Source organism: Algoriphagus machipongonensis, assembly GCF_000166275.1.
Taxonomy (GTDB): Bacteria; Bacteroidota; Bacteroidia; order Cytophagales; family Cyclobacteriaceae; genus Algoriphagus; species Algoriphagus machipongonensis.
In genome coordinates, this window is the sequence record NZ_CM001023.1 from 2,778,397 (window position 1) to 2,803,794 (window position 25,398).

26 protein-coding genes and 2 tRNA genes are annotated in these 25,398 nt (G+C 38.6%); 7 read left to right on the forward strand and 21 right to left on the reverse strand.

All coding sequences use genetic code 11. From position 1 onward, the window contains the following. Nucleotides 1-20 precede the first annotated feature (20 nt). Both ALPR1_RS11660 and ALPR1_RS11665 read left to right on the forward strand, forming a co-directional pair. A complete protein-coding gene (locus tag ALPR1_RS11660) occupies nt 21-1,133 on the forward strand; it encodes a Gfo/Idh/MocA family protein (RefSeq protein ID WP_008200915.1) in 1,113 nt (370 codons plus the stop codon). A gap of 136 nt (nt 1,134-1,269) precedes the next feature. Further along, nucleotides 1,270-1,734: a c-type cytochrome gene (locus ALPR1_RS11665; protein WP_008200916.1), complete on the forward strand. Its 465-nt coding sequence runs from the start codon at nt 1,270-1,272 to the stop codon at nt 1,732-1,734. 92 nt (nt 1,735-1,826) lie between these two features. On the opposite strand, the gene ALPR1_RS11670 is transcribed toward ALPR1_RS11665, so the two are convergent. After that, nucleotides 1,827-2,195, reverse strand: a complete 369-nt coding sequence (locus ALPR1_RS11670; protein ID WP_008200918.1) for a hypothetical protein — start codon at nt 2,193-2,195, stop codon at nt 1,827-1,829. 117 nt (nt 2,196-2,312) lie between these two features. Between ALPR1_RS11670 and ALPR1_RS11675 the strand changes: the two genes are divergently transcribed. Continuing rightward, nucleotides 2,313-3,038 carry an SGNH/GDSL hydrolase family protein gene (locus ALPR1_RS11675; RefSeq protein ID WP_153231806.1) on the forward strand — a complete coding sequence of 242 codons (726 nt, stop codon included), beginning with the start codon at nt 2,313-2,315 and terminating at the stop codon, nt 3,036-3,038. A 61-nt stretch (nt 3,039-3,099) separates the two neighbouring features. Here ALPR1_RS11675 and ALPR1_RS11680 read toward each other — a convergent pair whose 3' ends face one another. The 8 genes from ALPR1_RS11680 to ALPR1_RS11710 form a co-directional block, all read right to left on the reverse strand. After that, on the reverse strand, nt 3,100-5,787 hold the full coding sequence (locus ALPR1_RS11680; RefSeq protein WP_008200922.1) for a DUF7133 domain-containing protein: 2,688 nt from the start codon (nt 5,785-5,787) through the stop codon (nt 3,100-3,102). A 163-nt stretch (nt 5,788-5,950) separates the two neighbouring features. Then, the gene (locus ALPR1_RS20545; RefSeq protein ID WP_008200925.1) at nt 5,951-6,145 is read right to left on the reverse strand and encodes a GIY-YIG nuclease family protein; all 195 of its coding nucleotides are present in this window, start codon (nt 6,143-6,145) and stop codon (nt 5,951-5,953) included. A 113-nt stretch (nt 6,146-6,258) separates the two neighbouring features. Next, on the reverse strand, nt 6,259-6,552 hold the full coding sequence (locus ALPR1_RS11685) for a GIY-YIG nuclease family protein (protein WP_008200928.1): 294 nt from the start codon (nt 6,550-6,552) through the stop codon (nt 6,259-6,261). A 113-nt stretch (nt 6,553-6,665) separates the two neighbouring features. Next, entirely contained in the window at nt 6,666-6,959 is a 294-nt protein-coding gene (locus ALPR1_RS11690) for a GIY-YIG nuclease family protein (RefSeq protein WP_008200928.1), read from the reverse strand. Between the two features lie 113 nt (nt 6,960-7,072). Further along, nucleotides 7,073-7,366, reverse strand: a complete 294-nt coding sequence (locus ALPR1_RS11695; protein ID WP_008200929.1) for a GIY-YIG nuclease family protein — start codon at nt 7,364-7,366, stop codon at nt 7,073-7,075. Between the two features lie 61 nt (nt 7,367-7,427). Beyond that, nucleotides 7,428-7,500, reverse strand: a tRNA-Thr gene (locus ALPR1_RS11700). A 110-nt stretch (nt 7,501-7,610) separates the two neighbouring features. Continuing rightward, on the reverse strand, nt 7,611-9,677 hold the full coding sequence (locus ALPR1_RS11705; protein WP_008200930.1) for a DUF349 domain-containing protein: 2,067 nt from the start codon (nt 9,675-9,677) through the stop codon (nt 7,611-7,613). A 48-nt stretch (nt 9,678-9,725) separates the two neighbouring features. Next, on the reverse strand, nt 9,726-10,295 hold the full coding sequence (locus tag ALPR1_RS11710) for a YqgE/AlgH family protein (protein WP_008200931.1): 570 nt from the start codon (nt 10,293-10,295) through the stop codon (nt 9,726-9,728). A gap of 103 nt (nt 10,296-10,398) precedes the next feature. Between ALPR1_RS11710 and pdxH the strand changes: the two genes are divergently transcribed. Then, nucleotides 10,399-11,034 (forward strand): pyridoxamine 5'-phosphate oxidase, encoded by a 636-nt coding sequence (gene pdxH / locus ALPR1_RS11715; RefSeq protein WP_008200933.1) that lies wholly within the window; start codon nt 10,399-10,401, stop codon nt 11,032-11,034. Here the strand turns inward: pdxH and bshB1 are convergent, their stop codons facing one another. From bshB1 to ALPR1_RS11755, 8 genes are all read right to left on the reverse strand, one after another. After that, nucleotides 11,035-11,754, reverse strand: a complete 720-nt coding sequence (gene bshB1 / locus ALPR1_RS11720) for a bacillithiol biosynthesis deacetylase BshB1 (protein ID WP_008200935.1) — start codon at nt 11,752-11,754, stop codon at nt 11,035-11,037. A 19-nt stretch (nt 11,755-11,773) separates the two neighbouring features. Next, nucleotides 11,774-12,817 carry a peptidoglycan DD-metalloendopeptidase family protein gene (locus ALPR1_RS11725; RefSeq protein WP_008200936.1) on the reverse strand — a complete coding sequence of 348 codons (1,044 nt, stop codon included), beginning with the start codon at nt 12,815-12,817 and terminating at the stop codon, nt 11,774-11,776. A 9-nt stretch (nt 12,818-12,826) separates the two neighbouring features. Then, nucleotides 12,827-13,771, reverse strand: a complete 945-nt coding sequence (trxB, locus tag ALPR1_RS11730; protein ID WP_008200939.1) for a thioredoxin-disulfide reductase — start codon at nt 13,769-13,771, stop codon at nt 12,827-12,829. A gap of 187 nt (nt 13,772-13,958) precedes the next feature. Next, nucleotides 13,959-14,822 carry a sigma-70 family RNA polymerase sigma factor gene (locus ALPR1_RS11735; RefSeq protein ID WP_008200940.1) on the reverse strand — a complete coding sequence of 288 codons (864 nt, stop codon included), beginning with the start codon at nt 14,820-14,822 and terminating at the stop codon, nt 13,959-13,961. A gap of 70 nt (nt 14,823-14,892) precedes the next feature. Beyond that, nucleotides 14,893-17,031, reverse strand: a complete 2,139-nt coding sequence (pnp, locus tag ALPR1_RS11740; RefSeq protein ID WP_008200942.1) for a polyribonucleotide nucleotidyltransferase — start codon at nt 17,029-17,031, stop codon at nt 14,893-14,895. A gap of 104 nt (nt 17,032-17,135) precedes the next feature. Then, the gene (rpsO, locus tag ALPR1_RS11745) at nt 17,136-17,411 is read right to left on the reverse strand and encodes a 30S ribosomal protein S15 (protein ID WP_008200943.1); all 276 of its coding nucleotides are present in this window, start codon (nt 17,409-17,411) and stop codon (nt 17,136-17,138) included. Between the two features lie 61 nt (nt 17,412-17,472). Continuing rightward, nucleotides 17,473-19,287: an LptF/LptG family permease gene (locus ALPR1_RS11750; protein WP_008200944.1), complete on the reverse strand. Its 1,815-nt coding sequence runs from the start codon at nt 19,285-19,287 to the stop codon at nt 17,473-17,475. Between the two features lie 72 nt (nt 19,288-19,359). Next, nucleotides 19,360-19,755 (reverse strand): START-like domain-containing protein, encoded by a 396-nt coding sequence (locus tag ALPR1_RS11755; RefSeq protein WP_008200945.1) that lies wholly within the window; start codon nt 19,753-19,755, stop codon nt 19,360-19,362. Nucleotides 19,756-20,127: 372 nt separating this feature from the next. Here ALPR1_RS11755 and ALPR1_RS11760 point away from each other — a divergent pair. The 3 genes from ALPR1_RS11760 to ALPR1_RS11770 all read left to right on the forward strand — a co-directional run bounded on the left by ALPR1_RS11760 (nt 20,128) and on the right by ALPR1_RS11770 (nt 22,327). Then, a tRNA-Met gene (locus tag ALPR1_RS11760) sits at nt 20,128-20,201 on the forward strand. Nucleotides 20,202-20,528: 327 nt separating this feature from the next. Then, nucleotides 20,529-20,792 carry a GIY-YIG nuclease family protein gene (locus tag ALPR1_RS11765; RefSeq protein ID WP_008200946.1) on the forward strand — a complete coding sequence of 88 codons (264 nt, stop codon included), beginning with the start codon at nt 20,529-20,531 and terminating at the stop codon, nt 20,790-20,792. 218 nt (nt 20,793-21,010) lie between these two features. Then, nucleotides 21,011-22,327 carry an Nramp family divalent metal transporter gene (locus tag ALPR1_RS11770; RefSeq protein ID WP_008200947.1) on the forward strand — a complete coding sequence of 439 codons (1,317 nt, stop codon included), beginning with the start codon at nt 21,011-21,013 and terminating at the stop codon, nt 22,325-22,327. A 31-nt stretch (nt 22,328-22,358) separates the two neighbouring features. On the opposite strand, the gene ALPR1_RS11775 is transcribed toward ALPR1_RS11770, so the two are convergent. From ALPR1_RS11775 to infC, 4 genes are all read right to left on the reverse strand, one after another. Beyond that, a complete protein-coding gene (locus ALPR1_RS11775) occupies nt 22,359-23,987 on the reverse strand; it encodes an apiosidase-like domain-containing protein (RefSeq protein WP_008200948.1) in 1,629 nt (542 codons plus the stop codon). Nucleotides 23,988-24,113: 126 nt separating this feature from the next. Then, nucleotides 24,114-24,458 (reverse strand): 50S ribosomal protein L20, encoded by a 345-nt coding sequence (rplT, locus tag ALPR1_RS11780; RefSeq protein WP_008200949.1) that lies wholly within the window; start codon nt 24,456-24,458, stop codon nt 24,114-24,116. 111 nt (nt 24,459-24,569) lie between these two features. Then, the gene (gene rpmI, locus ALPR1_RS11785; RefSeq protein WP_008200951.1) at nt 24,570-24,764 is read right to left on the reverse strand and encodes a 50S ribosomal protein L35; all 195 of its coding nucleotides are present in this window, start codon (nt 24,762-24,764) and stop codon (nt 24,570-24,572) included. A 24-nt stretch (nt 24,765-24,788) separates the two neighbouring features. Beyond that, nucleotides 24,789-25,343, reverse strand: a complete 555-nt coding sequence (infC, locus tag ALPR1_RS11790) for a translation initiation factor IF-3 (RefSeq protein ID WP_008200953.1) — start codon at nt 25,341-25,343, stop codon at nt 24,789-24,791. Nucleotides 25,344-25,398 lie beyond the last annotated feature (55 nt).

The window sequence follows — 25,398 nt, forward strand, 5'->3', positions numbered from 1 at the left end:
CCTTTTTAACCAATAGTAAAATGAGTAAGAAGCCTTTTAATATTGCTATTATCGGACTCGGCTTTGGTGCTGAGTTCATCCCAATATATCAAAAACATAAATTGGCAAACATGTATGCGATTTGCCAAAGGAATAAAGAAAAAGCTGAGGAAATCGGTAAAGCTTTCGGAATAGATAAAGTGTATACTGACTATGATGAGCTTTTAAAAGATCCAGAAGTTGATGCGGTACATATCAATACGCCGATCCAAAACCATGCAGAGCAATCTATCAAAGCCCTTAGAGCTGGAAAGCATGTAGCTTGTACTGTTCCTATGGCTACTACAGTAGAAGAATGTAAAGCCATCGTAGAAGAAGTAGAAAGAACTGGCCTTACCTACATGATGATGGAGACGGTAATTTATAGCCGTGAATTTCTATTTGTCAAGGAAATGTTTGAGAATGGTGATTTAGGTAAAATTCAGTTCCTAAGAGCCTCTCACCAACAAGAAATGGCTGGATGGCCAGGATATTGGGAAGGTCTCCCTCCTATGCATTATGCCACGCACTGTGTAGGTCCAGTTTTAGCATTGCCTAAGGCCCAAGCGGAATATGTTTCTTGCCTAGGTTCCGGAAGAATCGATGAAAACTTGATTCCAAAATACGGGTCTCCTTTCGCAATTGAAACTTGCCATATCAAATTCAAAGATTCTGATCTTGCAGCTGAAGTGACCAGATCTTTGTTCAACACAGCAAGACAATACAGAGAAAGTTTTGATGTTTACGGATCTAAGAAATCATTTGAGTGGACTCTTATCGAGCATGAGGACTCAGTGATCCATACTGGAGAAACTCCCGAGCGTGTAAAAATCCCTGATTATGCACATTTGCTTCCAGAGGAAATTGCTGGATTCACAACTGCAGGAGTTTATGATGGAGATGATAATCAGCACCTGTCCTTTATTCAAGGAGCTGGACACGGAGGTTCTCACCCACATTTGGTGAATGAATTCCTAAACGCATTGAATGAAGAAAGAGCACCTTATCCAGACGCAAAGCAATCAGCAAATATTACCTGTGTAGGAATACTTGCACATGAATCAGCAATGGATGGAGGTAAAATTATTCCACTACCAGAATTTACGTTAAGCTAAGAAAAATCATTAAAGAAGGATTTTGGGCTTAAAACCCAATCCTTCTTTTTAAAAATTCGTGAAACTTAATACTAAACCCTCTAAATGAAATTGAATTTATTCAAACTAACTATTTGAATATTAATATAATACCAGAATGAAAATTACAAACTTATCAAAATTAACTACCGTATTCCTGGTAGCTCTTTTGTTCGCATGTGGAGGTGAAGAAAAAAAGTCTGAAACAATAGTTGAAAAGCCTGTAGCAGAAACTACAGCTCCTGTATTAAATCCGCCCGTAGCGGCTGAACCCGAACCTGAAGAAGAGGAAATGACGGAAGAAGCAATAGACAGTTCTGAAAGCCAAGTGCTAACGGGCGAAGAAAAAGTAGCTAATTCAGATTGTCTTTCCTGTCACCTTGTAGAAAGAATGGTTGTAGGTCCTGCTTATAGAGATATCGCAGCGGAATATAAAAACACCGATGAGAATGTAACAAAGCTTGCCAAAAAAGTCATCGAAGGAGGATCTGGTGTATGGGGTGAAACCGCCATGCCGCCACATCCAAACCTTAGCGAAGAAGATGCAAAAGATATGGTCCGTTACATCTTAGGACTTTATTGACAAGCAATTGAAAATTAAAGTAACATAGAATAAATTGGGTAACAAGATTACAGAAAGAGTGGCAATACGTATTGCCACTTTTTTTTTCATCCTTACTTTAATTTTTTACCGTAGGCATCAAACATTCCCATCAGATCTCCTTTAGCAGATTCCTCATCTACCTTTTGGAGAAATAAGGTAACGTCATAGCCACTGATATTAAAAGCTGCTGATAAGGCATCCCCTTCTATTTTTACGGCAGCCATCTTTTTTTCTTCTGTGGAACCCTCCTCTTTGAAATAGCCCGTTGTAAGATTATCCTTTGTCTCAAATCTTACTGGAATTGTTGCATCTCCATTGGGAGTGTTTTTTATGAGCACCTCCCATTTGCCTTCAAAATAGGATGCGTCTACAGCTGCAAATGCAAAAGTGACTAGAAAAAAAAATCCTAATGCACTTAAAATAGATAATTTTGATTTCATGTTTTGGGGTTATTGTATATTATTGATACAATAAGAATAAAAAATAATTGCTTTCAAATACTTCCTGAAAGAATTTTATAGTTTTCTTTTCTATTGAATTAACTTAACCTCATGAAAATGAATCAAAAGAAATTTTACTTACTACTGTTATTCCTTTGTGCCACCAGTTTACTATTTGGCCAAAGTCAGGAAAAGAAAATCATTCCTATTACAAGCTCTTTAAACTATGGTAAATCAGTAGCTGTTTTCGGGGGCTCCGTTTCTGTGATCCCTTCAAGCGAAGCGGCCAAATCCATGTGGAAAGAAAGTTTGGGAATGACCGTAACAAACTACGGCGTGGGTGGAGCTGGTTTTTCATCCTTGCAGGGGAAATCCTTGCAGCAGCAAGTAGATGAGGCTGGAGTTTTTGATATTTATATCTTGTGGGCTTCTACTAATGATTACACCAATAATCGCGAAAATGGATCGGTCACAGATTACACAGAACTTGATGGATTTGATGAAAAAAAGCTGGTAACCCAAGCTGGAGGGATAAACTATTGTATTAAAAAGATATATGAACTGAATCCCAATGCAACCATCTATTTCTTTACTTCCAGCAAAGCTTTTATGAATCCCGGAGGTTATGACCCGCTGGATTCTAACGGAATGGCCAGATATGTAGAAATGCAGAAGCAAATCTGCGAATTACACGGAATACCTTATTTAGATCAATTTTCGAAGGCAGGGTACAACACTTTCAATCAAAACCTATTTTATGAAGATCCTATTCACATGAATGAGGAGGGCTACAAGAAACTAGGCGAGCTACAAGTGGCGTTTTTGGCTTTCCCATCAAATTGACAGATAAAAAAAGAGGGTAACGATAAATCGAAACCCTCTCTGCTATTAAACCAATAGTCTTTTATCTTGAATAAAGAATCAAATTCCGCATTGCCCAAGGAGTTTCTCCCTTTTCGGTGGATTCGATTTTAATAAAGCGAACACTTTCCTCAGACTTCCATCTTAAGTTATTAACTCCCTGCTCTCCTTTTCCTTCAGCGACTTTAGTCCAATTATTACCATCGCTTGAAATAGATACATGGTAGGAAATTGGAAATTCATTTCTCGAATCAAATTGAATTTCTGCGAAATTATGCGCATCCGGAAGTTCCACTTGAAACCACATTCCAGGTTCCTGTGAAGTTTCAGTTTTCCATCCTTTATAACCAAAAGCATAGGATGGGTCTTTTGTGGAGCCTACTCCTTGAAGTGCTGTGCTGCTGGCATTTACGATCCAGTTATCTTGAAGAATAAGAGCTTTAGGAACCTCTCCTGTCAATTCTTCAAAAGTATAGGTTCCCTCCTTTTCTTTCGTTTCTTCACGTATCTCGGCAACATATTCAGGAGTCACAAAACTTCCTTCATTACCAAAAGCATTTCGGATATAAGATATTACGGAGGCGATATATTGATCATCATTCATATCCATCGCAATCATCACTCCCTCATATTCCTTTCCTTCCATATCTCCAGTCAAACCATGCAGTAAAGTTTTTACGGAATACTCAGGGTGACCTTGAATTCTTTGAGAACCAGAAAAAGCAGGTGCAATTAATCCATCACCTGCTGGTGAACCCAATCCTTTTGGTCCATGACAGGTAGAGCAATAACTATCAAAGATGCTTTTGCCTTGATTGTATAACGCCAGTTGCTGTGGTTCAAATTTGTTAGCATCCTCTTCTTTAGCCTCAGCAATCTTTTCTAAAATCTGAGTACCCACAAGCTGAACGCCCTGAGCTGAATTGCTTTCTATAGTGGAAGCCATCAATTCTTCAACCTGATCGATCGAAAGAATATAGGCGCTAAAAAGTGCTTGGATGACCACATTAGGATCTGCATCCTGGGTCATTTGTCTATAGTCTTCTGCTAAGCTCTTCTCACCGTATTTATAGAGGGTTTCACTGGCTTTGAGTGCTTGGACCCTAATAATTGGACTTGGGTCTTTTAACAAGCTTCTAACAAGCTCCAGTTTTAAAGAACTTAAGCCTTCTAATGTCCATAATGCATGAATTCTGGCAAGTTCATTATCGGAGTTTTTAACCATCTCCTCTAAAGCAGGAACTATAGACTTGTCCTGATTTAAAACCATTAGCTTTTGAGCGGTATCTCTCCACCATCCGTTTGGATTTTCAAGGTGTCTAACTAGCTCAGCCGATGTTTCCTCATACATTCTAGGTTTTTCTGTATTTCTAGGCATTCCATCGTAAGAAACTCTCCAAATCCTTCCGTTGCCAGCCACATCATCCATTTGGTACTGCTGGATTTTGGTCCTTAAATAACTTCCTTCCTGTGTCCAATTCCCTTGCTGGATGATACCACGATACATATCCACGATATAGAGCGTTCCATCAGGAGCAGTAGCCATATCCACGGGTCTAAATAAAGGATCGGTAGATTGAATAAATTCGGACTCTTTATCGAGATACTTGTTTTGAATGTAAGTCAATCCTTCCACGTTTTCAGTGGTAACTTGCCTTACAATTCTTCCTACAGGCTCACCATAGAAATATTGGCCTACCAACTCTTTTGGAAGTCGATCACCTCTAAAAACATCATTTCCTGCTGCTCCAGTTACATTGCTTAAGGAACCATCCGGTTTGGTTTCTTTCATCCCAGGTTGGAAATCCTCCAGTTTAATCAAACTGAAAGGAATCCGGAATCCATCTTTCCACTGTCCTTTAACGCTATAATTGCCATAAACAATTGGAAATTGAAATCCCTGTGGTACTCCTCCGGCTCCATCTTGAAACCAGATCTTTCCATAATTATCTTGAGTCACACCCCATTGTCCCCAAGGATTACCGCTTGGTTCCTGAATTACTCCATCTGGGGTCCATCGGATTCTCTTGCTGTTATAGGTGCTGTACATCCAGTTATCTAAGGTCCAAGTCAAAAAGCTGGTCTGATGTTCCACATTACCAGACCTTCCTAGACCTGAAACGAACAATTCCTTTTTATCCGCTTTTCCATCTCCGTCCGTGTCTGTGTATTTATAAACATGATCCTCATTTGACTCCATAGACAAGATTGTGTTAGGGCCAAAAGGAACCACATACCTAGGAAACACTAAGCTGTCCAAAAAGACCACTCCCGTTTCATAAACCCCATCATTGTCCTGATCTTCCCATCTGGATATTCTGGAAGTCGGCATCAATTCCCCATTGGCATCGATATCCTGCATGTAGGTTCTTAACTCAAGCACATACATTCTTCCATTTCCGTCAAATTGTATGGCTGCAGGTTCTCTAATTTGTGGTTCAGAAAGCACGGGGTCAATATGAAAGCCCGGCTGTAAAACAAAGGATTTCTTCTCCTCATTAGCTGAAACAGGGATTACCGGAGGCTGTGGAGATAGGTCAATCCCTTTCCAGGTTGGAGATTCTAAATCTATATCCTCAGGTAATTCAATTTTTGGATAAGGCTCTTCTAGTCTTTTAGGATCCATTGATTCTGAAGGAGAAACGTCAAATGGAGACCTTTCTGGCTCGCAAGAGCTCAGGACAATCAAGGAAACAAAAGATAATAGGAAGGTTTTATTGGTACCAAACATTCGGTTTTGGGTTTTATTATTGACTTGGAAGGAAGGCATCAGTGTATTTGCTCTTTCTATTTTGATAAACCATGATGCAAAGTATGAGATTATTCTGTTTTTGGGAATACCGAAAAAGTAAAATTTTAGAATAAAAGAACTCAAGGATTAGATTTTCATTTACTTACTTGAAATATAGTTTTCTGGATTGGCAGGTAATTGTATGATAGAACTCCCAGTCACATGCGCTATGGGTATGGGCATTTTTAAAGTAGCCCGTATTGTGTTGCTCCAACCGTTCTTGCAAGTTTTGAGTTTGACCAATATAAAAGCGATCAGTCAATGGCGAGTAGATGATATACACAAAAAATGAATCCATTTCTCTTTACTTTAAAATGGCTATAAAAGCAAAAAACCGCTCATCTCTGAGCGGTTTTTTGAGCCTCCTATCGGGATCGCCCGCGATAGCTATCGGGGCAATGACCTACTGATTCAAGATTCATATTTCTCTTTCAGCTTCTGGCTCATTTCAGGGTACTTTTTCAAATCATGAAGATACTTTCTCTTTTTAGCTTTTTTGATGTGTGATTCTATTCTAACTGCTTGTTTTCTGGATTGGCAGGCAATTGTATGGTAAAACTCCCAGTCACTTGCGCTATGGGTATGGGCATTTTTAAAGTAGCCCGTATTGTGTTGATCCAACCGTTCTTGCAAGTTTTGAGTTTGACCAATATAAAAGCGATCAGTCAATGGCGAGTAGATGATATACACAAAAAATGAATCCATTTCTCTTTACTTTAAAATGGCTATAAAAGCAAAAAACCGCTCATCTCTGAGCGGTTTTTTGAGCCTCCTATCGGGATCGCCCGCGATAGCTATCGGGGCAATGACCTACTGATTCAAGATTCATATTTCTCTTTCAGCTTCTGGCTCATTTCAGGGTACTTTTTCAAATCATGAAGATACTTTCTCTTTTTAGCTTTTTTGATGTGTGATTCTATTCTAACTGCTTGTTTTCTGGATTGGCAGGCAATTGTATGGTAAAACTCCCAGTCACTTGCGCTATGGGTATGGGCATTTTTAAAGTAGCCCGTATTGTGTTGATCCAACCGTTCTTGCAAGTTTTGAGTTTGACCAATATAAAAGCGATCAGTCAATGGCGAGTAGATGATATACACAAAAAATGAATCCATTTCTCTTTACTTTAAAATGGCTATAAAAGCAAAAAACCGCTCATCTCTGAGCGGTTTTTTGAGCCTCCTATCGGGATCGCCCGCGATAGCTATCGGGGCAATGACCTACTGATTCAAGATTCATATTTCTCTTTCAGCTTCTGGCTCATTTCAGGGTACTTTTTCAAATCATGAAGATACTTTCTCTTTTTAGCTTTTTTGATGTGTGATTCTATTCTAACTGCTTGTTTTCTGGATTGGCAGGCAATTGTATGGTAAAACTCCCAGTCACTTGCGCTATGGGTATGGGCATTTTTAAAGTAGCCCGTATTGTGTTGAGCCAACCGTTCTTGCAAGTTTTGAGTTTGACCAATATAAAGGCGATCAGTCAATGGCGAGTAGATGATATACACAAAAAATGAATCCATGTCTCTTTACTTTAAAATGGCTATAAAAGCAAAAAACCGCTCATCTCTGAGCGGTTTTTTGAGCCTCCTATCGGGATCGAACCAATGACCTACTGATTACAAGTCAGTTGCTCTACCAGCTGAGCTAAGGAGGCTTTTTCCTTTAACGTGGTGCAAATATAGGCCTTCCATATATTCACTCCAAGCTCTCAGAATTTAAAATTTTAGATTTTTTTCTATCTTCCTTATTCTGAGGGAGAAAAATTTAAAACTCCCTTAAGATGGAGAGCTTCTTCTTCAATTTATCGATCTCCTCTTCTGCTTTTTGAATCTTCACATCAAACTGGTCTTTCAACTTATCCGCAGTCTTTGAAGCTGCAAAAAACTCCAAGTTGTTTTTCCAAAGTGTGATGTTGTTTTCCAAATCTGAGATCTGCTTGCGAATCCCATGCTCTTTCTTATTTAGAGTCCTGGTCGCATTTGGATCAGATTGAATTTTATTCAAATTAAGTCGGAATAGGAAGTCTTCTCTATCGAAATTCTCTGGATCAAGCTTTTCTAAATAGACATCTACTGCCTCTTTAAATTGAGCCTGAACCTCTTTCATACTTTTTCTAGGTACAAACCCGATTTCATTGAATTTACCCACGAGAGCTGTTAATTCTTCCTCTGAGGTAGACTCGGCACTAGCTGCTTCTTTGATTTCTTTGATGACAGCTTCCTTCTTCTCTAAATTCGCCTCAAACTCAGCATTGTTCTGTTTGTTTGCATTTCTTCTGTTGTCAAAGAAGGTATCACAAGCAGCCTTAAACTTCTTATAAAGGGAATCTCTCGTTTTCTCCGGTGTAGGACCTAATCGCTTCCAGTCTTGCTGCAATTTCACTAATTGATTTGCAGTGCTTTGCCAATCTGTGCTATCTTTTAATTCTTCAGCCTTTTGAATGAGTTCTTCAGCTTTACCCTGGTTGGTCGCACGAATCTCATCAAGCTCTTTGAAAAATAAATTTTTATTATGGAAGAATTGCTTGAAAGCAGTCCAGAAAGATTTGTTAATCTCTTTTCCTGATTCACGAGGAACGGGTCCTATTTTTTCCCAAGCTTTCTGAATTTCAAGAATCTCCTTGGTTTTATTATTCCAGTCTTTGATTCTATCAGCCTTGAACTCGGTAAATGGCTCAAGCTTTTCTATCAAGCCTTCTTTCTCCACCTGATTCTTTTGGAATACTTCCTTCTGACTCTCGTAATACTCTTTTCTACGATCATATACAGCGTCAGAAGCGGCTTTAAACCTTTGCCATAAAGCTTCCTGCTCTTCTCTCGGCACAGGGCCAATATGTTTGAATTCTTCGTGAAGCTCATTCAATGCTTTAATGGCATCTTTGAGATCTTTGACATCTTTTAATGTCTCGGCTTTTTCACAAAGTTCAATTTTACTTTCTAAGTTTTTCTTACGATCAAGTTCTTTTAACTCAAAATAGATACTTCTATTATCATAGAATCTATCCATTAAGGCATTATAACTTGCCCATAAGCTTCTATTTTGAGAGGATGGTACTGGACCAACAGATTTCCATTCTTCCTGAATGGCTTTGATGGCCCCCATACTTAACGTTGTCTCCTCTCCATCTACAAGCTCTCTCAATTTGTCAAGAAGCTCATTTTTGGTTTGAAGATTCGTTTCTTTTTGCTTTTCAGCATCCTTTCGGATTGTATTTACTTGTTTTTTGAATTCGTAGTAATAGGTATTGAACTCTTTTTCCTCATCACTAGGTCTGAAGTCAAAATCATCTTCAGCACCGCCATCTTCCTTAAATTTGTCCAGAGCTTCTGCTCTTTCTTTTTGTACAAACTCATCAAAAGCTGATTTGATTTCAGCAATGAATTTATCCTTTTTAAGAACGTTCCCCTCTTTTGATTTTTCTTTAATTAATTGAAGAAGTTGCATTTTAGAAAGATCAGTAAGATCAATTTCTTCCTCATGATCTTCATGCTCCTCACTTTCGCTCTCCTCGTCTTCTTTGGCAGCTTCCTCCTCGGTTTCAGAATTTTCAGATTCCACCACTTCAGATGTATCAGCTACAGGAGCAGCTTCTGCCTTTGGCGCTTCTTCTACTTCTGCCGGAGATTCAGTCTCCTCAGTCGGCTCAGATTCAGAGGCTTCTACCTCTTCCACCACCTTTTTAGAAGGCGTTTCTTCAGTGATACTTTCCTCTTCAGAGCTCTGCTCAGTGGATTCTACATTTAGTTCCTTTTCGTTACTCTTTACCTCTTCGTTTTGTGAGGATTGAGTCACCTTGTCCTTGTCGGACAAATCATTACTTTTCTCAGTCATAAAAACAGTACTTATTCTAGGCAATATGGGCAAAAGTAAGGATTTTGCCTAATTTAATCTTGGGTCCAAAGGATAATTTGCGATAACCTTAAACTCCCCTCCCATGTTTTTCAAAAGCTTTCTCCAAAGCTCTTCAGGAGTATATTCAAAAGTTTTGGGATCCACTTCCGTTCGGCATACAATCCAAGTCTTATCTTCTAACTCTTCTTCTAATTGATCTAAACCCCAACCACTATATCCAATAAAAAATCTAACTCTATCTGGGTTGATCAATCCTGTCTTCAATTTTTCTACCAACTGCTCATAATCTCCACCCCACCATAGATCTGTTCCAATCTGTATACTTCTTTCTAATTCTTTTTCTCCCGTGTAGATGTAATGAAGGGTGTTTTGCTCCACTGGGCCACCTACAAATACCTCTGCATCCAAAAAGTCAAGGCTCTCCACTAGCTCGCCCAACTTTAAAATGGAAGGTTTATTAATAACTAATCCAAAACTGCCCTCTTCATTGTGTTCACAAAGCATAACTACCGACCTCACAAAGTTTTCATCTTGCAAAAACGGTTCTGAAATCAATAAATCTCCTGCCCTTGGTGTTATTTTATCATTTTGACTCATTAACTATCCCTTATTAATTAAAGGAAAAATATAGATCATAATTTTTTAAAATCAATAGGGATAGTACATTTATCCTGAAATTTTTACTGAAACACAGTTCCCTATGAATATTTCAGCAATACGTAAAGACTACAGTCTCAAAACGCTAGAAATCAATACTTTAAAAGACAATCCTATCGATCAATTTCAATCTTGGTTGCAAGAGGCAATTATTGCTGAAGTTGCAGAGGTAAACGCAATGACTCTTTCAACTTTAGGCTTAGATGGAATACCAAATGGAAGAATTGTTTTGCTAAAAGAGCTGGATCAGGGCTTTGTTTTCTTCACAAACTATAAAAGTGAGAAAGGAAAAGAAATCGCTCAAACGCCAAAAGGCTCTCTCACCTTTTTCTGGATAGAACTAGAACGACAAGTAAGGATTAAAGGAAAGATCGAAAAAGTTTCAGCCGAGCTTTCAGACAAGTATTTCTTTTCTAGACCCGTGGAATCACAGATTGGAGCTTGGACTTCTCCACAAAGTCAGAAAATTCCTTCCAGTGAAGATTTACAAAACAGAAAGAAAGAAATAGAAAAGAAATTTGAACAAACACCACTAAGCAGACCTCCTCATTGGGGAGGCTATAGACTGATCCCAAGTGCCGTTGAGTTTTGGCAGGGAAGACCTAGTAGACTCCATGATCGGGTGTTATACGAGAAGCAAAATGATGGTTCTTGGAAAAAATCTATCCTAGCCCCCTAATTACTTCAGGTCAAATAAATCATTTACCCCTAAATACCTTTCAGCAGTAAAGCCTTCACCATAGGTTGCCATAATTCTATGCCCAAATTCTCTTGACCTAGATTCTATAAATGGCAAAAACTCCGGATCGGAAATAAAACTTTTTGGTTCCTTGCTCTCAGGATCAAAAAACTGAGATTTATAGGCCTTGATACTTTCCACTTTCTGCTCCCAAAAAGGGGTAATATCAACAATAAAATCAGGCTCTATGTAATTATTTTGAATGTAATGGTAGACAAACTTAGGTCTCCAAGGCTTTTGAGATACCCCATTATAGCTAGTTTCGATTTTTCTTAAACCACTCATAAAACAGGCTTTACTTGCCAAATCAGAGCCTTTTCCATGATCTGGATGCCTATCTCTTATTGCATTGGCAAGAACTATCTCTGGCTGGTATTTTCTAATAACCTCAATTAGTTTATGCTGATGCTCTTCGTCATTCTCGAAATAAATATCTTTAAAGCCCATATTTTCACGAGCTGAAAGTTTTAAAATTTCACCGGCCTTCTCCGCTTCCTGAAGTCTTAATTCTGGAGTTCCCCTGGTTCCCATTTCTCCTTGGGTGAGATCTACAATCCCTACTTTATACCCCTTCTCTATCTGAGATAAAATAGTACCTGCACAGCCTAATTCCGCATCATCCGGGTGAGCAGCAATTACCAATACATCCAGTTTTGACATTTTAAATTTTTATTAAAGATTATCTTACTCTTAGATTTTGACCAATCCTCAAAATACTACGAGTGGAAATTCCATTTAGTCTTGTGAGTGTACTTACAGAAACACCGTATTTTCTAGCGATTGAACCCAGGTTTTCTCCTCTTTTAACTCTATGGTAAGCAGCGGTTCTTGCCTTCACCACATGTGCAAAAGTATTGGGAGTTATTAAATAATTAGGGCCCACAATTTTCTCTTCATCAAAATCGTAAACATCCTGAGCATCAAAAGGTAATCCTCGGTATCTCAATTCATAATGAAGATGGGATCCCGTACTTCTTCCCGTACTACCTCCTTTGGCAATAAGGTCTCCCGCTTTAACTTCCTGCCCTACATCTACTAAGAACTTTGACAAATGACCATAGAGTGTCTCTAAACCATTTTTATGGCGGACTACCAAATAATAACCATAGCCATAGCGATCATAGGATCTGACACGAACGATCCCATCAAAGCCACTATAAACAGGGTCTCCGGTAACTAAATCAAGGTCAGTTCCATAGTGCCATCTCCCCCATCTAGATCCAAAAGTAGAGGTAACGGGAGTCTTGCTAAGAGGCATTTTCCATTCGTAACCGAAAAATGGATCATACAGTCGGATGTTTACCGAATCCTGAAAGGTTTTGGGATCAAAATTATAAATATCAATTTTCTTACTATCCCAACTTGAAAAGTATTCGTAAGCAGTAATCCAGATGCTATCGATCTGAACTTGTTCAGAAACCTTGATTAATTGATTTGTTGGTGCCCAAATCATGACATTAGGGTCTTCACTAACAATCGAACGCACCTTTCCCAAGTTCACATTATTTTCGAAAATAATGGAATCAGTAATGGTGGAAAGGGTCCTTAAATAAGACTGTTGATCAAACCCTCTTAGTTCGATATTTTTCCGCTCCTGAGTTTCAGTAGCTGGAGTAGTTGATTTATTTTTCTTAATAATCTTAGGAAAAACTTGAGCATTGGCTTCTGTAAAACCAATGCTCAAAATTAGTCCTAAAAATATTTTTAGAATGAAAGACCTCATGAATTAGGTTTATGTATTCTCTATTTCCGCCAAATAGCGTTCAGCATCCAAAGCAGCCATACATCCCGTTCCAGCAGCTGTAACTGCTTGTCTATAAACATGATCTTGGGCATCGCCACAGGCAAAAACACCCTCGATATTTGTTTTAGAAGATCCTGGGATCGTTTTGATATACCCGGAAGCATCCATATGGATAAAGTCCTTGAATATCTCAGTATTTGGTTGATGTCCAATAGCAACAAAGAAGCCAGAAATTGCTAATTCTGATTTTTCTCCAGTTTTATTGTTAAGAATTCTTACACCGCTTACTTCTTCTTCTCCTAAAATCTCATCCGTCTCTGTATTCCAAAGGATTTCAATCTTAGGGTTATTCATTACACGTTTTTGCATGATTTGAGATGCCCTCATTTCATCTCTTCTGATAAACATGTAAACTTTGCTACAAATATTTGCCAAATAAGACGCTTCCTCACAGGCAGTATCACCAGCTCCAACAATCGCAACTTCCTGATTTCTAAAGAAAAATCCGTCACAAACTGCACAAGCTGATACACCTTTACCGTTTAATCTCTCCTCACTTTCTAATCCTAACCATTTGGCAGAAGCACCTGTAGAAATAATCACAGTTTCAGCATGAATGGTTACTTGATCATCCACAGTCACCACTTTTGGAGATGCATTAAAATCAACCTTCGTCACCATCCCATACCTCACTTGAGTTCCAAATCGTTCAGCCTGATTTTTGAAATCTTCCATCATCTGCGGCCCCATCACTCCATCAGGATAGCCTGGATAATTCTCAACGTCGTTCGTAATGGTCAATTGCCCACCAGGTTGGCCACCTGTATACAACACTGGGGATAAACCTGCTCTTGAGGCATAAATCGCAGCAGTATATCCTGCCGGTCCGGACCCAACAATCAGTACACGGACTTTTTCAATCTCTTGATTCATTAATAGCTTGTATTAAATCGTTTAAATTTTATCAATTATGATGGGTAAACAAAACCTCCCTATGTTAAAATTCCCAAAGAGGAAAATAGGGTGAAAAACTTCTCATATCTCCATGCTGCAAAGGATACATCCAAGAAATTTCTTATATAAAAAAGGGGCTAAAAGCCCCTCTTTATGTTTTTGACTTTTATCCCAAATAGGGCTTCAAGGTCTTGCTTCTTGAAGTGTGTCTAAGTCTTCGTATTGCTTTTTCTTTGATCTGCCTTACTCTTTCCCGAGTTAAATTGAACTTCTCTCCAATTTCCTCAAGAGTCATAGCATGCTCTCCATTTAAACCGAAGTAAAGTGTAATTACATCAGCTTCACGTTGAGTCAAAGTGGACAATGCACGCTGCACCTCTTTACGAAGTGAATCGTTCATCAATCCATCATCTGGTTTTTCGTCTCCATCATTTTCCAAAACATCCAAAAGGCTATTTTCTTCACCTTGGACAAATGGAGCATCCATGGAAACGTGACGACCAGAAATTTTCATAGTATCCACCACCTCGTTGGCAGTTACTTCCAAAACCTCAGCTAATTCTTCCGGAGAAGGTTCTCTTTCGAATCTTTGCTCCAGCTCGCTGAAAGTTTTACTGATTTTGTTCAAAGAACCAACTCTGTTCAAAGGCAAACGAACAATTCTAGATTGCTCTGCCAAAGCTTGCAGGATAGATTGTCTAATCCACCAAACAGCATATGAAATGAATTTGAAACCACGAGTTTCATCGAATCTCTGTGCAGCTTTGATCAAACCTAAGTTTCCTTCGTTGATCAAATCACCTAAGGAAAGACCTTGGTTTTGATATTGCTTTGCAACAGAAACGACAAATCGAAGGTTGGCTTTGGTTAATTTTTCCAAAGCTAGTTGGTCACCTTCTCTGATTCTTTTGGCCAGAACTACCTCTTCATCTGCTGTTAACAGGTCTACCTTCCCAATTTCCTGGAGATATTTATCCAGTGACTGGCTTTCTCTGTTGGTAATCTGTTTGCTAATTTTTAGCTGCCTCATTCAGGATTATGATTTGTGAATTTTAATTTAGTTGTATTCGTTAAAATAATCAATTACTGGATTAACCTAGTTATTTTGACTCAGGTTTTTCCGGTTTTGGCAATAAAGCCTTTCTAGAAAGCTTGAATTTACCAGTCTTTTTATCGATATCGATCAATTTAACCATAATTTCTTCTCCTGGCTCAAGTACACCGTCCATGCTCTCTACACGTTCCCACTTAATCTCGGAGATATGTAGTAAACCATCTTTACCCGGCATAAATTCCACAAATGCACCAAAAGGTTGAATATTTTTCACTTTACCTGTGTAAGTCTCTCCGATTTCAGGCTGAGCAACAATCGCTTTTATCCTTGAAATCGCTGCATCCATATTGTCTTGGTTAGCAGAGAATACACTGATTTTACCTTGATTATCCACTTCTTCAATCACAATCGTAGTGGAAGTATCTTTCTGAATTTCTTGAATTACTTTTCCACCTGGGCCGATCACTGCACCGATCAACTCTTTTGGAATCATCATCATGAAGGATCTTGGCGTATGAGGCTTCAATTCAGTTTTTGGAGCTGCCAAAGTTTTGGTGATCTCATCCAAAATATGAAGTCTACCCTCTTTTGCCTGAAGCAATGCTTCCTTCAAAACAGAATAATCCAGTCCTTCTACTTTCAAGTCCATTTGACAAGCGGTAATACCTTGAGAAGTACCAGTCACTTTAAAGTCCATATCACCCAAGTGATCCTCGTCACCAAGGATATCAGATAAAATAGAATATTTTCCAGTGTTAGCATCAGAAATCATTCCCATTGCAATACCGGTCACAGCAGATTTGATTTGAATCCCTGCATCCATCATTGCTAATGAACCTGCACAAACTGTTGCCATGGAAGATGAACCATTTGATTCCAATATATCAGAAACGATACGGATGGTGTATGGGTTCTCTTCTGCTGGTGGAAGCACTTTTTTCAATGCTCTCATCGCTAGGTTACCATGTCCAACCTCTCTTCTACCTGGACCTCTATTTGGCTTAACTTCACCTGTGGAAAATCCTGGGAAGTTATAATGTAAGTAGAACTTGTTATAACCAGAAATTGTTGCACCATCTACCATCATTTCATCCATCTTAGTACCCAATGTACAAGTGGTTAATGATTGAGTTTCACCTCTAGTAAATACTGCAGATCCATGAGCTGAAGGCAAATAATCAACGACAGACCAGATAGGTCTTACTTCGTTCAATTTTCTACCATCCAATCTTTTCTTCTCATCCAATGTCAAATTTCTAGCAGCTTCCTTGTGGATTTTGCTGAAATAAGGACCGATTAGGCTAGCTTCATACTCATGCTCTTCGCCTAAACTTTCTACAAACTCATCTTTGATTTCTTTGATTAAAGCAGAACGCTCAGATTTATTTGCAATTTGCTTGCTTACAGATGCATAAAGTTTGTCATAAACTTCAGCTTTCATTTTATCGAAAAGTGCTGGATCAGACTTTTCGTGAGTATATTCTCTCTTTACTTCTTTACCAACAAGCTTGGTCAATTCAATTTGAGCTTGGCAATGTCTCTTGATTTCTTCATGAGCAAATTGCATTGCTTCAAGCATTTCTTCTTCCTGAATTTCGTCTGCTTCACCTTCTACCATCAAAATGAAGTCAAGTGAACCTGCAACGATAAATTCTAAAGAAGCCTTCTCCAATTCTGTTGGAGTTGGGTTAATTTTCAATTTCCCATCGATTTTCGCTACACGAACTTCAGAAATAGGACCATTGAAAGGGATATCAGATACTGCCAAAGCAGCAGAAGCAGCAAGTCCTGCCAATGCATCTGGAAGTACCTCATCATCACCACTTACTAAAGTAATGGCGATTTGAGTGTCTGCGTGATAATCATCAGGAAAAATTGGACGAATAGCTCTATCTACAATACGGCTAATCAAAATTTCATAATCGGAAAGTCTTCCTTCTCGCTTCAAAAATCCTCCAGGAATTTTTCCTGTTGAAGCAAATTTCTCTTGGTAGTCAACAGACATTGGCAAAAAGTCCACTCCCTCGCCAGCTTCTTTTTTGGATACCACAGTAGCCAAAAGCATAGCTTTTCCCATCTTCACTACGACCGATCCATCAGCTTGTTTAGCCAATGCACCTGTCTCGATAATAATTTCTCTTCCATCTTCTAGTTTGATGGATTTGGTGATCAAGTTTGGTAACATATATACGTGTTAGTATGTAAAGCGTCTAATAATAAAAGTAGTTGGTGATAACCTATAAAAAAGAAAAAGTAAGGCTCTCAATATGAGAACCTTACAATTAAGGGTTATTTTCTGATTCCTAAATCGGCAATGATAGCTCTGTATCGTTCGATTTCTTTTTTCTGAAGGTAATCAAGAAGAGATCTTCTCTTACCTACTAGTTTCAATAAACCAAGTCTTGAGGAGTGATCCTTCTTATTTGACTTCAAATGCTCAGTCAAATGCTTGATTCTGTGTGAAAAGAGGGCAATCTGAGACTCAGGAGATCCTGTGTCTTTTTCAGATTTTAACCGTCCATGATTCTTAAACAACTCTTGTTTTTTCTCTGAGGATAAATACATGTTTAGCTAAATTTTTATAAAACAACCACAAAGGTAAGGCTATTATTCAAATAATAAAAGATCAAGCGGCTTTTGGACGAATTACTTTGCTCCATTTCTTCAGCTTTTGCCAAACCGCCAAGTAGAAATCCGGCTCAAATAACCGAGCATCTTTTCTAGCTTGCTTCAGGAAGAATAATCCAAATGGAATCAAGCAGAGATTAGAAAACCAAGTTCCTATCAAGGGGTCTATAATGCCTTCTTTTGCCCACTTCTCTCCTGTCATGGTCAACATGTAATACACAATGAAAAAGATGATTGAGATAAGTACTGGCATCCCCAGCCCCCCTTTTTTGATAATTGCTCCTAAAGGTGCACCGATCATAAACATCACTATACATGCAAATGCTTGGGTGTACTTCTGATACCAAGAAATCTCATACCTTCTATATTCTCTCTCATCGGTATCTATTTGCGCTTTTTTTACGTCAAATGAATTTTTGAGATTTCTGGAGTTGTTGGAAGCTATGGTAATGGCATTTCCTATGTAATTTTTACCAAACATGACAGAATCTATTTTTGCCTTTTCTTCTGCAGTAAGCGGTTTCGTACGAATCACCTTTTCTGGCTCTTTTTCTACCCCGGCAGGAGTAAGCGTTAGCTTTTTATCTTTCCCTTCAGAGCTTCTTAGATCAGCTGAATCCACTAGAGTCAGAGGCTTTTCCCTGACGATCTCACGCTTTTTCTTAAATAAACTATCATTGGGTTGGGATTTGACTGCTGTAGCCTCCCCTAAGGCTAATGGCTTATCCTCAGGAGCGGTAATCGTCTCTTCCCTACCCTGAATTACTTCTGCACGTTTAGTACTATCTTGTTTCTCTTTAATTCGGCCCAAGGAATCCTTCAAAGCACGTTCCTTCTCCATTTTAATTTGGCGGATTGAATCATCCAAATTTCTTCTTTCCTGAATGCCTGGCAAAGGTTTAAGTTTCCTGTTTCTTGTAAAAAATTGGAAATTTGCCTCTGTGGAAATGTAATTTTGAAATACTTTATCATTCACCAAAGTGGTAATTGAGTCAAGTCCATCTTTGATTCCTGAAATATTTTTTATGGCTCGATTGGTAGACCAGAGGTCTTCTGGTGTACGGTCCATTTGGAAAGCATCCAAACTGAATACAATCACATTGGTCTCGAATTCACCTCGACTGAAATTAACTGGTTTTTCAGCTATACCGCGGCTTTGCCTTTCTTCGGAGTAGTTTATGCCATTGTACAACGTCAAACGCATGTAACTATCGTTGAAAAAGGTCTCCATACGACCTGAATCTGCCAGAGTCACATTTAAATTACCCTGAACTCCCGTATGGTCATAAATAATGATATCCTTCAGCCTAACATCATCAAGTTTCTTATTTACTTTAATGCTGTATCCCGGAATTCCATTATAAAATACCCCCTCCTTAATATCTAGGGCAGGAGATTTCATCCTGATATCATAAAGTAAGCTAAATGTCTTTAGGTTGACTTTAGGAACGAGATGGTTGTTAGAAAGGTAGGCTGCAAACGAAAGAACAATGACAAAGACTCCAATAGACCTCATAGCCCTTATAAGGGAGATTCCACTACTCTTGATTGCGGTCAACTCAAAGTGCTCACCAAGATTACCAAAAGTCATTAAACTGGATAGCAAAACCGCAAGTGGTAATGCCATAGGCGAAATACTGATAACGAAGTAAGAAATCAGTTCCATGTAAATCCAGAAATCCAGTCCTTTCCCGAAAATTTCATCGAAATATTTCAGCATATTGACAGTCAACAAGATGAAATCAACCACCAAGAATGTCAATAAAAATGGGCCTATAAAAGACCCAAGAATTAGTTTATCCAGTTTTTTCATGCAGTAACTTACTCCTAAGCGGATTTACGTCCTTTTAGAAATGAAGTTCAAAAATGGTGATTAGTATTCAAATTAACCACCAATAATTTCTTTTAGTGAACCAACTAACCCACCCCAAATTGCGATAAGTTCCTCATCATCATAACCATCAGAGTAATCTATCACCTTTAAAAATAGTGTTTGCGTTAATTCGTTTTCTTCTAATTTGAATTCTATGTAGGAATTATCGGAGGCATCTGGATTTTTTGGGTCGTAAAACTCAAATTTTACATGGGAGTTTGTTCGAATCGAAGCCAGTCTGGCATAATGATCTTCATTATCGAAATTGAAAATAAAGTTTTTATCCTCGTTAATCCGGACTTCATCGGCGAACCACTCCTCTAATCCACTCGCTGTACTTAAATATTGAAAAACTATTTTTTTGGAGGCATTGATTTGATAATCAGCTACAAACTTATTTTTGACCATGATATCTACTTTTTCTTTGCGAAAAATTCCATTTTTTAAAGAACTGTAACTTGCATTTCACAGTACAAGACCTCATATTTGCATTCCCATTCGGAAGGGAGGTTTTCGGGTTTAAATATTTTCTTTTAAGCCTGTGACAATTTGAAAATCGACGGCGACTTAATATAGCTATTAATTTCAAATTTCAATACCAGAAAAATGTTTCTCGTATTTAATAAACCTAAAGTTTGACTTAATTTAATATTTGGCGAGGTAGCTCATCCACGATAGTTATCGGGAGGTTAGAGCCCAGGATTCATTTCCATAGCGTTGAATTTGGTAGGAATACTCAGAAGAATAAAGTTTCTTCTTTTTAACATATTTAAAATATTTGGCGAGGTAGCTCAGTTGGTTAGAGCGCAGGATTCATAACCCTGAGGTCACGGGTTCAACTCCCGTCCTCGCTACGAAGGCTTTCAGAAATGGAAGCCTTTTTCTTTTTAATAAAATAGAACGCTGGATTCTTATCCGCCACGGCGGACACGGGCCTGCCTGCCGTAGGCAGGTTCAACTCCCCCCAGTAATTATCGGGACTCGATATTCCGATTACCATCGTGGAGCTTTCAGAAATGGAAGCCTTTTCTTTTTTATTTAAACTACTCGCAAAATTGATACCTGTTGTACCAAGGCCATTTGGCACAAAAAATACGGTATTACTTTAGACCCCAGTTAATTTAAAAGCTCAATTTACAACTAATACTTTCAGAAAAGTGACGGTTTTACTATTTTACCCAATGGATGAATTCGTCGTATACGTACTTTTTTCTAAGTCCTCAGGCAGAACTTATACCGGTATGACCTCTGATTTAATCACACGTTTTCATTTCCATAATTACAAATCTACAAAGGGATTTACTGTAAGATATAGACCGTGGAAAGTATTACATGTTGAGTTTTTCCAAAATAAAAAGGAAGCATTGATTAGAGAAAAGGAACTGAAGTCTGGTAAAGGGCGGGAATTTATTAAAACTAAAATACTTCCATTTATTAATATCTAATTAAAGGATTCATATCCGCTACGCCACAGCGCACAGGCGCGGCGGACACGGGCCTACCTGCCGTAGGCAGGTTCAACTCCCTCCCGGTAATTATCGGGACTCGCTATTCCGATTACCATCGTGGAGCTTTCAGAAATGGAAGCCTTTTCCTTTTAACCTATTTCCTAAACATTCATTGACTATTGTTCAGAGGAGTTTTTTTTCCTTATTTTTAGTTAATGACTTCGCCCAAAATAAAGAATCCTCCTACCCTCTTTCTTGATAAATTAAAATTTCTAGGACCTGGATTTATCCTATCAGCTTCTATCGTAGGTTCAGGAGAATTAATTGCCACCACTGTATTGGGAGCTAAAGGTGGCTTCACCACTTTCTGGGTTATTATCGTTAGCTGCCTAGTCAAAGTAGCGATTCAATTGGAGTTCGGTAAGAATGCGATCATTTCCGGCAAACCTTTGATGGTTTCATTCTCCAACTTGAAAGGACCCAAAAACTGGGCAGTTTGGACTACATTTTTCCTGACACTTTTTAAAATCATTCAACTCGGAGGAATGATAGGTGGAGCAGCAATCGCATTGAGTATGCTATTCCCAGAATTTTCAGCTTTCCTACTTTCTTTCATCTTAGGAGCAATCACTAGCTTATTGATCTATAAAAACTATTACAAGGTAGTTGAGCGAACATCCATGTTTCTTGTAGTGAGCTTCACCATTTTCACCATTGCCTCAGTCATTGCTGTAAATTTTAGTCCCTTTGGTTTCTCGATCTCTGATATCTTCAGTGGGCTGACTTTTGAATTACCCAGTGAATTGATATTTGTAGCGATTGGTGCATTTGGAATCACAGGAGTAGCAAGTGATGAAATCATAGCTTATACCTACTGGTGCCAAGAAAAGGGCTATGCAAAATTTACTGGTAAAAATGATGGAAGCCCTGAATGGAGAAACCGAGCAAATGGCTGGATAAAAATCATGTATCTCGACGCGATTGTAGCAATGATCATATATACCATTGTAACAGCTGCCTTTTACCTTTTGGGAGCTTCCATATTGTACGGAAGAGAAGCAATCCCCAATGGAAACGAACTGATCGCCACTCTGGCTAATATTTATACCAAAACTATGGGTGAAGAAGTCAGTATTGCCTATACCATAGGTGCTTTTTTTGTGCTGTTTTCCAGTGTATTCGCCACATTAGCCTATTGGACTAGGTTACTGCCTGATATATTTGGTCAAATGGGATGGATCAACTATTCAGATCGAAAAACAAGAGGTAAATGGGTTGCTATTTTGGCTTGGTCTCTCCCCATTCTTTGGTCCTTAGCCTTTGCTTTTGTCAAACTACCTACGCTGATGGTAATCTTCGGTGGTGTAGTCGGATCCGTCTTACTTTTATTGGTGGTTTACGCAGGAATCCATTTTCGATTAAAAAATGCCAAATTAAACCTGGCATCAGGAATTTTATCAAAAGTCATGTTTTGGCTAAGCGTACTTTCTATTGGCTTGGTATCTATTTATGGAATTGTGAAATTATTCTAGACTTGATTCCTTATAACAGTTCAGAGAATTTTTATTCTTTCCTCTCCAAAACCAACACCATATCTTGATCTAAAGGGTTTTCAAATTCTAGAATAGGATCCTTTGGACTTAAATTGCCCTCCATATAGGTGTTGTCAATAGGATTGAACCAACGAAGCTGATACGTATTCCCATTAATATTAAAAAGTTTAAACGGTTGTTTTACAGGTGAGTAAATCAGGATTTTGGACTTTTCCTCATTAGAAACTACCGAGACGAATTGATCAAACTTTTCATCTCCGGGTTGGTCTACCAATAAGTCATTTGCTGGTTTGAAATTCCACCAGTCAAATTGATTAATAAATTCATTCAAATAGCCAATTTGCTTGCTGCCTTCAAAGTCCAAACTTTGTTTCCAAGAATGTGTGCCTATGGCAGATTCATGATTTTCTATGTCTTCCCCTTCTCTCAGCCAAGGCCAAATTCCATTGGCTCCATAGGTAATTCCCGATGGAGGAGCCGCAAAAACACTCCAATAGGAAGCATTTCTTACGTCCTTAGCAGTTATCCTAAAAAATATTTCCTCGTAATTCGGCTCTGTGTTGATCAATGGCATTGGGCGAAGATTATCCCACTGTTTTGCAATAGGACCTTTATTGATCCAATTAACCGTATTTTCTGAATTACTATGGGAAGATTGATAAGTGATCACATCGTACCAATCCTGGTTTTCATAGATATCCCCGATCCAACTTAAACCATGGGGATGTAAGGTTACTAATCCTTGGTGTTTTCCATCACCAAATACTTGAGAACCTATCGATTTCCATCGATCTTCCAAATCACCATAGTATTTACCATCTCCTCCTAAAGTCCATAGCACATGATTTCCCTGGTACCTTGCGACAATGTATTTGGCAAGTATTACAGCCTCACGAATAGGTAAATAATATCCTGGGCTATATTCAGTTCCCTGGCCGAAAGGAAGTGCCCATAAAACTACAGGAGAAACTAAAAGCCCTTTGGCATTGGCCTCCTCAATCTTTTGATCAATACGATCAAAAAACTCAGGGTTAAGGGATATTTTTCCTGAACCGGTAAATGCTACCTCTCCTTCGCTATTTTTTGTTCCTCCTCTCCATTGAGTAGTTACCAACTGAATCGTATTGTAATTATTTTCTACTCGATGGTTAAGATAATAATCCCACTCTTCATCAGTGGATTTTAAAGCCCCATTCCAGGCAGTGCATGCTGTCCAGAAAAACGGAGTTCCATCGGCATAACTTAAGTGGTAAGTACCTTTGGTATGAATGATATTACCTTTTTGGAATAAATTAAGAGGGCTGTCATTCTCTATACAGTTAAATGAGCCCTTGACACCATTCAAACCAGTATTATTTTTATCAGATGCGGAGGTTGAAAATTGCCAAGTACCGATTTCATCAGGCATAAAACGAACTCTCCAAGTGCTGCCACCATCCCAAAAACCCCGAACTACTTGTTCACGCCCAGAAGGGGAAATAAATTTTACATCAAACTCCGAAACATCGTATAAGGGGTTTTCATAAGTTTTGTCACTCTGAAATTCCTCTTCGAATCGATCATATTTTTTGACTTGGCAAAATGAAAAATGAGATGAAAGAACAATAAGGAAGAAAAAGGCGATTTGAAGGACTTTCATCGTAAAATTGGGTTGACTGCTAATTAATTGGATCAGGGAATAAGATAGTAAAAATTCCAAATCCAATTGAAAACAAAAAAGCCTTCCCGAGTGGGAAGGCTTTAACTAAAACAAGGCAGTGCAACCTTATTTTACACTTTCAACTACAGCTTTGAATGCCGATGGGTGATTCATTGCCAAGTCAGCCAAAACCTTACGGTTAAGCTCAACTCCGCCTTTCTTCAAAAGACCCATTAATTGAGAATAAGATACGCCGTGCTCTCTTGCACCTGCGTTAATACGCTGAATCCACAAAGCTCTGAATTCTCTTTTCTTCTGCTTTCTGTCTCTGTATGCGTACTGAAGTCCTTTCTCGTATTTGTTTTTGGCTACAGTCCATACGTTGCTACCTCTTCCGAAATAACCTCTCGTGGCCTTTAGCACTTTTTTTCTTCTTGCTCTTGACGCTACCGCGTTTACTGATCTAGGCATAGTTTTTTGTTTTTTGACGCTTGGTGCACTGATTGATCAGCGTCTTTTGTACCAAAGTGTCTGGTGAATAAATAAACCTTAATTAATTAATTTTTAAGCGACTGCAGAGAATCAGATTCTCAACATGTCTCTTACTCTACCTTCATCGGACTCATGAACTAGACCAGTTTTGGTCAGGTTATTTTTCCTTTTGGTAGCTTTCTTCGTAAGGATGTGGCTTTTGAAAGCGTGTTTCCTTTTGATTTTACCGGTTCCCGTTAAAGCGAACCTCTTCTTTGCACTGGATTTGGTTTTTACTTTTGGCATTTTGCTGTTTGTATTTAGTTGAAATTATTTTTTTCCTGCTTTCGGTGCCACAAAGATGTTCATTCGCTTTCCTTCCATTTTTGGAAGCTGCTCTACTGCTCCGTATTCTTCCAAAGCTTGAGCAAATTTCAAAAGAAGCATCTCTCCTCTTTCTTTAAAGACGATCGTACGTCCCACGAAATGCACATAAGCTTTCACTTTTGCGCCTTCCTTCAGAAAGTTGATTGCATGCTTCACTTTAAAGTTAAAGTCATGATCATCGGTATTAGGTCCGAATCTTATTTCCTTCAAAACAACCTTCGCTGCGTTTGCTTTGATCTCTTTTTGTTTCTTTTTCTGCTCGTACTTAAACTTCGCGTAATCTAGAATCTTACAAACTGGAGGATCAACATTCGGAGAAATTTCCACAAGATCCAGGTCATTTTCTTGAGCTAGTCTGATTGCTTTATCGGTAGCCATGAGGGCATTTCCGCCTTCTACATGCTCTCCGACCACTCTCACTTCCCGAGCTCTAATTTTCTGGTTTACTTTATAAGGTTCTTCTTGCCGACCTCTATAGGGTTGTCTGTTGTTTCTCAAATTTGTTTAGGTTGTTTTTGTGAAATTGCGTGCAAATATCGGAATAATTTCTAAT

What these genes read in the sequence shown, in the direction of transcription:
- ALPR1_RS11725 (WP_008200936.1), bottom strand. Translation starts at nt 12,817, where the DNA reads ATGAGGTCTTTCATTCTAAAAATATTTTTAGGACTAATTTTGAGCATT.
- ALPR1_RS11665 (WP_008200916.1), top strand. Translation starts at nt 1,270, where the DNA reads ATGAAAATTACAAACTTATCAAAATTAACTACCGTATTCCTGGTAGCT.
- ALPR1_RS11770 (WP_008200947.1), top strand. Translation starts at nt 21,011, where the DNA reads ATGACTTCGCCCAAAATAAAGAATCCTCCTACCCTCTTTCTTGATAAA.
- ALPR1_RS11775 (WP_008200948.1), bottom strand. Translation starts at nt 23,987, where the DNA reads ATGAAAGTCCTTCAAATCGCCTTTTTCTTCCTTATTGTTCTTTCATCT.
- ALPR1_RS11670 (WP_008200918.1), bottom strand. Translation starts at nt 2,195, where the DNA reads ATGAAATCAAAATTATCTATTTTAAGTGCATTAGGATTTTTTTTTCTA.
- ALPR1_RS11765 (WP_008200946.1), top strand. Translation starts at nt 20,529, where the DNA reads ATGGATGAATTCGTCGTATACGTACTTTTTTCTAAGTCCTCAGGCAGA.
- ALPR1_RS11710 (WP_008200931.1), bottom strand. Translation starts at nt 10,295, where the DNA reads ATGAGTCAAAATGATAAAATAACACCAAGGGCAGGAGATTTATTGATT.
- ALPR1_RS11755 (WP_008200945.1), bottom strand. Translation starts at nt 19,755, where the DNA reads ATGGTCAAAAATAAGTTTGTAGCTGATTATCAAATCAATGCCTCCAAA.
- ALPR1_RS11690 (WP_008200928.1), bottom strand. Translation starts at nt 6,959, where the DNA reads ATGGATTCATTTTTTGTGTATATCATCTACTCGCCATTGACTGATCGC.
- pdxH (WP_008200933.1), top strand. Translation starts at nt 10,399, where the DNA reads ATGAATATTTCAGCAATACGTAAAGACTACAGTCTCAAAACGCTAGAA.
- ALPR1_RS11680 (WP_008200922.1), bottom strand. Translation starts at nt 5,787, where the DNA reads ATGTTTGGTACCAATAAAACCTTCCTATTATCTTTTGTTTCCTTGATT.
- trxB (WP_008200939.1), bottom strand. Translation starts at nt 13,771, where the DNA reads ATGAATCAAGAGATTGAAAAAGTCCGTGTACTGATTGTTGGGTCCGGA.
- ALPR1_RS11685 (WP_008200928.1), bottom strand. Translation starts at nt 6,552, where the DNA reads ATGGATTCATTTTTTGTGTATATCATCTACTCGCCATTGACTGATCGC.
- rpmI (WP_008200951.1), bottom strand. Translation starts at nt 24,764, where the DNA reads ATGCCAAAAGTAAAAACCAAATCCAGTGCAAAGAAGAGGTTCGCTTTA.
- pnp (WP_008200942.1), bottom strand. Translation starts at nt 17,031, where the DNA reads ATGTTACCAAACTTGATCACCAAATCCATCAAACTAGAAGATGGAAGA.
- ALPR1_RS11660 (WP_008200915.1), top strand. Translation starts at nt 21, where the DNA reads ATGAGTAAGAAGCCTTTTAATATTGCTATTATCGGACTCGGCTTTGGT.
- ALPR1_RS11735 (WP_008200940.1), bottom strand. Translation starts at nt 14,822, where the DNA reads ATGAGGCAGCTAAAAATTAGCAAACAGATTACCAACAGAGAAAGCCAG.
- rpsO (WP_008200943.1), bottom strand. Translation starts at nt 17,411, where the DNA reads ATGTATTTATCCTCAGAGAAAAAACAAGAGTTGTTTAAGAATCATGGA.
- ALPR1_RS11705 (WP_008200930.1), bottom strand. Translation starts at nt 9,677, where the DNA reads ATGACTGAGAAAAGTAATGATTTGTCCGACAAGGACAAGGTGACTCAA.
- bshB1 (WP_008200935.1), bottom strand. Translation starts at nt 11,754, where the DNA reads ATGTCAAAACTGGATGTATTGGTAATTGCTGCTCACCCGGATGATGCG.
- ALPR1_RS11695 (WP_008200929.1), bottom strand. Translation starts at nt 7,366, where the DNA reads ATGGATTCATTTTTTGTGTATATCATCTACTCGCCATTGACTGATCGC.
- ALPR1_RS20545 (WP_008200925.1), bottom strand. Translation starts at nt 6,145, where the DNA reads ATGGATTCATTTTTTGTGTATATCATCTACTCGCCATTGACTGATCGC.
- rplT (WP_008200949.1), bottom strand. Translation starts at nt 24,458, where the DNA reads ATGCCTAGATCAGTAAACGCGGTAGCGTCAAGAGCAAGAAGAAAAAAA.
- ALPR1_RS11675 (WP_153231806.1), top strand. Translation starts at nt 2,313, where the DNA reads ATGAATCAAAAGAAATTTTACTTACTACTGTTATTCCTTTGTGCCACC.
- ALPR1_RS11750 (WP_008200944.1), bottom strand. Translation starts at nt 19,287, where the DNA reads ATGAAAAAACTGGATAAACTAATTCTTGGGTCTTTTATAGGCCCATTT.